This window comes from Aquitalea sp., from assembly GCF_030150775.1.
Lineage (GTDB): Bacteria > Pseudomonadota > Gammaproteobacteria > Burkholderiales > Chromobacteriaceae > Aquitalea > Aquitalea denitrificans.
Window position 1 is genome coordinate 120,870 of the sequence record NZ_JASLFG010000008.1, and the last position, 7,239, is coordinate 128,108.

The 7,239-nt window shown below is 61.2% G+C and carries 7 protein-coding genes; 4 read left to right on the forward strand and 3 right to left on the reverse strand.

From position 1 onward, the window contains the following. Positions 1-3 precede the first annotated feature (3 nt). From rimO to QVF59_RS03415, 3 genes are all read right to left on the reverse strand, one after another. A complete protein-coding gene (gene rimO / locus QVF59_RS03405) occupies positions 4-1,320 on the reverse strand; it encodes a 30S ribosomal protein S12 methylthiotransferase RimO (protein ID WP_159875784.1) in 1,317 nt (438 codons plus the stop codon). 121 nt (positions 1,321-1,441) lie between these two features. Continuing rightward, entirely contained in the window at positions 1,442-1,879 is a 438-nt protein-coding gene (locus tag QVF59_RS03410) for a hypothetical protein (RefSeq protein WP_287877382.1), read from the reverse strand. A gap of 271 nt (positions 1,880-2,150) precedes the next feature. Beyond that, positions 2,151-2,576, reverse strand: a complete 426-nt coding sequence (locus QVF59_RS03415) for an organic hydroperoxide resistance protein (RefSeq protein ID WP_287877384.1) — start codon at positions 2,574-2,576, stop codon at positions 2,151-2,153. Positions 2,577-2,698: 122 nt separating this feature from the next. Here QVF59_RS03415 and QVF59_RS03420 point away from each other — a divergent pair, with 122 nt between their 5' ends. The 4 genes from QVF59_RS03420 to QVF59_RS03435 all read left to right on the forward strand — a co-directional run. Next, positions 2,699-3,583: an AraC family transcriptional regulator gene (locus tag QVF59_RS03420; protein WP_287877386.1), complete on the forward strand. Its 885-nt coding sequence runs from the start codon at positions 2,699-2,701 to the stop codon at positions 3,581-3,583. Between the two features lie 93 nt (positions 3,584-3,676). After that, on the forward strand, positions 3,677-5,017 hold the full coding sequence (aptA, locus tag QVF59_RS03425) for an omega-aminotransferase AptA (RefSeq protein WP_287877388.1): 1,341 nt from the start codon (positions 3,677-3,679) through the stop codon (positions 5,015-5,017). A 49-nt stretch (positions 5,018-5,066) separates the two neighbouring features. Beyond that, entirely contained in the window at positions 5,067-6,566 is a 1,500-nt protein-coding gene (locus tag QVF59_RS03430; RefSeq protein WP_287877390.1) for a CoA-acylating methylmalonate-semialdehyde dehydrogenase, read from the forward strand. Positions 6,567-6,703: 137 nt separating this feature from the next. Further along, on the forward strand, positions 6,704-7,239 hold a 536-nt coding region (locus QVF59_RS03435), incomplete at its 3' end, for an acyl-CoA dehydrogenase family protein (RefSeq protein WP_287877392.1).

Sequence of the window (7,239 nt, forward strand, 5' to 3'; positions counted from 1 at the left end):
GAATCAGACGCGCTCGCCCCACAGGTCGTGCTCGCTGCAATCAACAATGTCCACCTCGACAAACTGGCCGGCTTCAAGACCGGTGGCATCTTCCACAAACACCAGGCCGTCGATTTCCGGCGCATCGGCATAGCTGCGGCAGATGGCAGTGCCCTCGTCGTCGATTTCATCCACCAGCACGGTCAGGCGCTGACCGATACGGGCTTCCAGCTTGCGGGCGCTGATTTCAGCCTGCACTTCCATGAAGCGCTCCTTGCGCGCCTCTTTGACTTCTTCCGGCACCTGATCCGGCAAGTCATTGGCAGTTGCTCCCTCGACAGCGGAGTAAGTAAAGCAGCCCACGCGGTCCAGTTGGGCTTCACGCAGGAATTGCAGCAGTTCTTCGAAGTCTTCTTCGGTTTCGCCGGGGAAGCCGACAATGAAGGTGGAGCGGATCACCAGCTGCGGGCAGATCTCGCGCCATTTCTTGATGCGCGCCAGCACATTGTCGCTGTTGGCCGGACGCTTCATCAGCTTCAGCACTTTCTGGCTGGCATGCTGGAACGGAATATCCAGGTAAGGCAGGATCTTGCCGTCGCGCATCAGCGGAATCACTTCATCCACGTGCGGGTACGGGTAAACATAGTGCAGGCGAACCCAGATGCCGTGCTTGCCCAACTCCTCGCACAGCTCGGTCATGCGGGTCTTCACCGGGCGGCCGTCATGGAAGCCAAGCTTGTATTTGACATCCACGCCATAGGCCGAGGTGTCCTGCGAAATCACCAGCAGTTCCTTCACCCCGGCACGGGCCAGGTTGGCCGCTTCACGCAGCACATCATGCACCGGACGGCTTTCCAGATCGCCGCGCATGGACGGGATGATGCAGAAGGTACAGCGGTGATTACAGCCTTCGGAAATCTTCAGGTAGGCGTAATGCTTGGGCGTCAGGCGAATGCCGATATCCGGCACCAGGTCGACAAAGGGGTCGTGCGGCTTCGGCAGATAGTTGTGTACCGCATCCATCACCTCGTCGGTGGCATGCGGGCCGGTCACGGCCAGCACCGACGGGTGGGCATTCTGTACCACGCCATCCTTGGCACCCAGACAGCCGGTGACAATCACCTTGCCGTTTTCATTCAGCGCTTCGCCAATGGCATCCAGCGATTCGGTCACCGCCGAATCGATGAAACCACAGGTGTTGACCACCACCAGGTCAGCCCCGTCGTAAGAGGAGGAAATTTCATAACCCTCCGCGCGCAGGCGGGTAAGAATGTGTTCGGAATCGCTCTGGGCTTTAGGACAGCCAAGGGAAACCATACCGATACGAGGAGCTTTGGACATGTGGCGTAGTGCAAAAAATGAAAAACGCCAGATTATACAGCCATTTGCCCGAGCTTACCTGACCGCCTTCCGGCAAGCCGGCACAATCTGCAGCCAGCTGCTTCAGGACAGCTGCCAGGTTTCAGGTTTCCGAATCCAGATCGTCCGCAATGCTGGCCTTCATGGCCGGCCATGCCATCAGGGTTTCATGCTCACCCACGGTAAAGCTGCGGCCAAGTGCAGATACCCGGTCGCGGTAGGCATGCAGTTCTGGAAACTCCGCAAACAGCTGCTGCAGCTCCTGTTGCTGCCACGGACTGGCCATGGCAGCACCGCGAAACAGCGCCAGCAACAGGATGCCACAGCCAATCCACAGTACTGCGGAAAGCAGGACACTGACGATAAGGGAATCCAGCCCGAGCACGCCTCCCGGCCACAGGCGCGGGATGAGGCTACAGGGCAGAAAAACGATAAGCAACATGCCAAACAGCGAGCCGTAACGTGCCAGCCTGATTTGCCCGCGCGTGAGGGCAAGCATGTCAAAACGGATTTCCTGCATGCTGTCTTGCCGGTATTGCATTGCACTCCCCTGCCAGCATAAACAAGACGATCACCAGCTGCCGCTGATTGGCACGCTTCAGGACCATGCCGGATTCTTGAAGTCATGACTGCTGGAGCTGATCTCCAATTATCCACCAGCAAGACCGGGATGACTGTCAGAAAACGTAAAGTAAATTGACATCAAACCGCCATGCCAAGCATGACGCCAGATTAAGCCGGCAGATGGACAAAAACAAATACCCCCTGTGGGGGTATCTTCCATGCTTGCCGTGCAGCCAGGCTGGCTACAGTCACACCAGTTGCAGGCGCACGTCGATATTGTTGCGCGTGGCGTTGGAATACGGGCAGACAATATGTGCCTTGTCCACCAGTACCCGCGCCTGGGCAGCATCCACGCCGGGAATGCTGATCTGCAAATCCACTTCGATGCCAAAGCCGGTGGGAATGGGGCCGATGCCCACCGTGGCGCTTACCGTGGTGGTGGCAGGCAAAGCTACCTTGTCCTGCATGGCCACATATTTCAGCGCCCCCAGAAAGCAGGCTGAATAACCGGCAGCAAACAGCTGTTCCGGATTGGTGCCGGGGCCGCCAGCACCACCCAGTTCGCGCGGCGTGGATAACTGCACTTTCAATACAGCATCCGACGACTCGGCACTGCCTTCACGGCCACCGGTGGCTGTGGCATTGGCACGGTAGAGAACTTTTTCAATAGACATGACAGACTCCATGGTTCAGATCGGTTGCGGAAGTGCAGCCGTTTGGCAGAACTGACTTTACCTGTCACCGCAGTACGATATGCTACAAATAATCTCAAATACTTGATCAGGAGTAGCAAATCATGCGCACATGCACCGATAGACTGGATGCACTGCTGCACCATTTTCCGGTACGGGCGCGGCTGTTCCATTCCGGTGCGTTGTGCGGGGTAACGCGCTTTACTGCGCCAGAACACGGCGGCCAACTGCATCTGATACAGGCGGGCAAACTGGATGTGGTGCATGCCGGACAAGACACGCTGCACATCTGCGAGCCCAGCCTGCTGTTCTATCCGCGCCCTCTGGCGCGCAACTTTGTCAGCGACAGTCAGCACGGTGCCACCCTGGCCTGCGCCCAGCTGCAGTTCGAGGGCGGTGCCGACAACCCGCTGGCCGGCGCAATGCCGGACACCATCTGCGTGCCGCTCAAGGACATTCCCGGTGCCGAAGCCATACTCGGCCTGCTGTTTGCCGAAGCCTTCAGCAATTACTGCGGCCGTGAGGCACTGCTGGACCGCCTGTTCGAAGCCGTCTTCATCCAGTTGCTGCGCTATCTGATGGAATCCGGGCAACTGGAAGGCGGCATGCTGGCCGGCATGTCCCACCCCAGGCTGCGCCGGGCGCTGGTAGCCATGCACGATCAACCGGCAGCACCGTGGACGCTGGATGAGCTGGCCCGGCTATGCGGCATGTCACGCAGCGTGTTTGCCGGTAGCTTTCGCAACACCTTGGGCTGCACGCCAGGGGTGTATCTGCAGGGCTGGCGCATCAGCCTGGCGCAGCAGATGTTACGCAAGGGACAGCAGTTAAAACTGATTGCCGACCGAGTGGGTTATGGCAGCGAGGCCGCGCTGTCACGTGCCTTCAAGGCCCACAGCGGCCAGACGCCACGAGCCTGGAAACTGGCACAGGAAAACCCGCCCATGACAGCAGACGACCTTGCCGGACATACAAATCAAGTTACGTGAGAAAAATTTAACCTTTACGTTTATAAGTTTCAATTTAACTCACCTATTGTTTGCTGCATGCTGTGCACATCAACCATGGCATCAGGAGCCACCATGTCTGCCCAGCATTCTGCCTACACCACCAGCGATCTGAAACTTGATGCGCAATGGATGCCGTTCACTGCCAACCGCGCTTTCCAGCAAGACCCGCGCATCATCGTGGGGGCGGAGGGCAACTACTTTATCGATGACAAGGGCCGTCGCATCTTTGACAGCCTGTCCGGCCTGTGGACCTGTGGTGCCGGTCATAACCGCAAGGAAATCCAGGAAGCGGTATCGCGCCAGCTGGGCACGCTGGACTACGCTCCGGGCTTCCAGTACGGCCACCCGCTGGCCTTCCGTCTGGCCGAGGAAATCGCCGCCATCATGCCCGATGGCCTCGACCACGTGCTGTTTACCGGCTCCGGCTCCGAGTGCGCCGATACCGCCATCAAGATGGCCAAAGCCTACTGGCGGCTTAAGGGCCAGCCCAGCAAAACCCGCTTTATCGGCCGCGCCCGTGGCTATCACGGCGTCAACATCGGCGGCACCTCGCTGGGTGGCATCGGCGGCAACCGCAAGCTGTACGGCCAGTTGATGGATGCCGACCACCTGCCGCACACCCTGCAGCCGGGCATGGCCTTTACCCGCGGCATGGCGGAAACCGGCGGCGTGGAGCTGGCCAACGAACTGCTGAAACTGATCGAGCTGCATGATGCCTCCAATATTGCCGCCGTCATCGTCGAGCCGATGTCCGGCTCCTCCGGCGTCATCGTGCCGCCCAAGGGTTATCTGCAGCGCCTGCGCGAAATCTGCAGCCAGAACAACATCCTGCTGATTTTTGACGAAGTGATCACCGCCTACGGCCGCATGGGCAAGTGGACCGGTGCCGATTATTTTGGCGTCACCCCGGACATCATGAACACCGCCAAGCAAGTAACCAACGGTGCGGTACCGCTGGGCGCAGTGATTGCTTCCAAGGAAATCTACAGCACCTTTATGCAGCAGAACCTGCCGCAGCATGCCATCGAATTTACCCATGGCTACACCTACTCCGGCCACCCGGTAGCCTGCGCCGCCGGCCTGGCCACGCTGGAGCTGCTCAAACGCGAACAGCTGATCGAACAGTCGCTGGCACTGGCCCCGGTATTCGAAGACAAGCTGCATGCGCTCAAGGGTAGCCAGCACGTGGTGGACATCCGCAACTGCGGCCTGGCCGGTGCCATCCAGCTGGCCGCGCGTGACGGCGATGCCGCCATCCGCCCCTACGAGGCCGGCCTCAAGCTGTGGCAGGCCGGCTTTTATGTCCGCTTTGGCGGCGACACCCTGCAATTCGGGCCCAGCTTCAACACCACCCCGGCACAGCTCGACACCCTGTTTGCCGCCGTGGGCGATGTGCTGAACGGCCTGGACTGAGCCACTCGACATTCAAACCAATACTGCGCAATCAAAGAGAGAAACCAACGTGAGTACCATCGCCCATCTGATCAACGGTGAGCTTGTCCAGCAGGCAGGCCGCAGCACCCCCGTCTTCAACCCATCGCTCGGCAAGCCGGTACGCGAAGTGCCACTGGCCGACCAGGACATCATCCGCGCCGCCATAGCCAGTGCCAAGGCTGCCTTCCCGGCCTGGCGCAAAACCCCGCCGGCCAAGCGCGCCCAGGTGATGTTCCGCTTCAAGCAGCTGCTGGAAGCCAACCGCGACAAGATTGCCCAGTTGATCAGCGAAGAACACGGCAAGACCCTGGAAGACGCCGTGGGCGAGCTGCAGCGCGGCATCGAAAACGTGGAATACGCCTGCGGCGTGCCGGAACTGCTCAAGGGCGAATACAACCGCAATGTCGGCCCCAATATCGACAGCTGGAGCGACTTCCAGCCGCTGGGCGTGGTGGCGGGCATCACCCCGTTCAACTTCCCGGCCATGATCCCGATGTGGATGTTCGGCGTGGCCATCGCCGTGGGCAACACCTTCGTGCTGAAGCCGTCGGAGCGGGATCCGTCGGTGCCGGTGCGCCTGGCCGAACTGATGCTGGAAGCGGGCGCGCCCAACGGCGTGCTGAACGTGGTGCATGGCGACAAGACGGCGGTGGACGCCATCCTGACCCATCCGCTGGTCCATGCCGTCAGCTTCGTCGGTTCGTCAGATATCGCCCACTATGTCTATCAGACGGGCGCTGCCAACCATAAGCGCGTCCAGGCCATGGGCGGGGCCAAGAACCACGGCATCGTCCTGCCTGACGCCGACATGGACCAGGTCATCAAGGATCTTTCGGGCGCCGCCTACGGCTCGGCGGGCGAGCGCTGCATGGCGCTTCCGGTGGTGGTGCCGGTCGGCAAGAAGACGGCGGATGAGCTGCGCGAGCGGATGGTGGCGGAAATCCCGACCATGCGGGTCGGCGTCTCGACGGACGCGGGCGCCCACTATGGTCCCGTGGTCACCGCCCAGCACCGCGACCGCATCGCCGGCTGGATCGAAAAGGGCGTCCAGGAAGGCGCCGAACTGGTCGTCGACGGCCGCGACTTCAGCCTGCAGGGCCACGAGAAGGGCTATTTCATCGGTCCGTCGCTGTTCGACCATGTGAAGCCCGGGATGTCGTCCTATCAGGAAGAAATCTTTGGTCCCGTGCTGCAGATCGTGCGCGCCGAGACCTTCGAGGAGGCGCTGGCCCTGCCGTCGAACCACCAGTACGGCAACGGCGTCGCCATCTTCACCCAGAACGGCCGCGCGGCCCGCGACTTCGCCGCCCGCGTCAATGTCGGCATGGTGGGGATCAACGTGCCCATCCCCGTGCCGGTCGCCTATCACACCTTCGGCGGCTGGAAGCGGTCGGCCTTCGGCGACATCAACCAGCACGGCATGGAGGGCGTCCGCTTCTGGACCAAGACCAAGACCGTGACCGCGCGCTGGCCGGACTCAGAACTGGAACACGCGGATTCGTCGTTCGTCATTCCGACGATGCGCTGATTTTTTTGATCCGTCACCCTCGGGCTTGACCCGAGGGCCGGATTGTCCGCCGCTAATGTGACGACGGGGGCGCAATGAGCGCTACCGCGTCTGATCCTCGGATCAAGTCCGAGGATGACGGAGCAGGTTTAGAGATCATGGACTTCGCCCTTACCGACGATCAGCGCGCCATTCAGGACGCCGCCCGCGCCTTTTCCGACGCCGAACTGGCGCCCCATTCGGCCCGCTGGGACGAGGACAAGCACTTCCCCGTCGATGTGATGAAACAGGCGGCCGAGATGGGCTTCTGCGGCATCTACACCGGCGAAGAGCACGGCGGCATGGCCCTGGGCCGGGTCGAGGCGGCGCTGATCTTCGAAGAGCTCTCGCGCGGCGACGTGGCGACGGCGGCCTTCATCTCGATCCACAATATGGCGACCTGGATGATCGACCGGTTCGGCGCCGACGAGCTGCGCGGGCGGTTCGTCGGCGATCTGGTCCGCATGGACAAGATCGCTAGCTATTGCCTGACCGAGCCGGGATCAGGCTCCGACGCGGCGGCGCTTCGGACCACGGCGGTGCGGGACGGCGATCATTATGTGCTGAACGGCTCCAAGGCCTTCATCTCGGGCGCGGGGACCAGCGATGTCTACGTCGTCATGGTCCGCACGGGCGGCGAGGGGCCGAAAGGGGT